This is a genomic window from Colwellia sp. 6M3, from assembly GCF_014077595.1.
Taxonomy (GTDB): Bacteria; Pseudomonadota; Gammaproteobacteria; order Enterobacterales; family Alteromonadaceae; genus Cognaticolwellia.
Genome location: NZ_JACGWF010000229.1, coordinates 1 through 363 on the forward strand (window position 1 = coordinate 1; position 363 = coordinate 363).

A 363-nucleotide genomic window follows, 5' to 3' on the forward strand; every position below is an offset into this window, starting at 1 on the left:
GGGTCTTTGTTGTGTGACAGTTTAACTTCGCCAGAAGTCAATATTGAATACTAAAGTAGATACCAATCAATCAACTCATAAGAGTTAATTAAATGGCACTGAATGGTACTGCTACCATTCTTTTTTTACTTTTGAAAACTCTTGATAAATAACAATGTTATTCATCAGAATTTTATTATCAGCTTTTCCAAATTTTTAAAGAGCATATTAATTAGTTATTCCGAAGAACAAGCACTAATTAACAATCATCTGTGTGGACACTACGAACAAATAAGTTCTAAATCGTATAAGGAGGTGATCCAGCCCCAGGTTCCCCTAGGGCTACCTTGTTACGACTTCACCCCAGTCATGAATCACTCCGTG

The 363-nt window shown here is 35.3% G+C and carries 1 rRNA gene; it reads right to left on the bottom strand.

The annotated features are described in order from the left end of the window. Positions 1-287: 287 nt before the first annotated feature. A 16S ribosomal RNA gene (locus H4J50_RS19170) occupies positions 288-363 on the bottom strand; the annotation flags it as partial.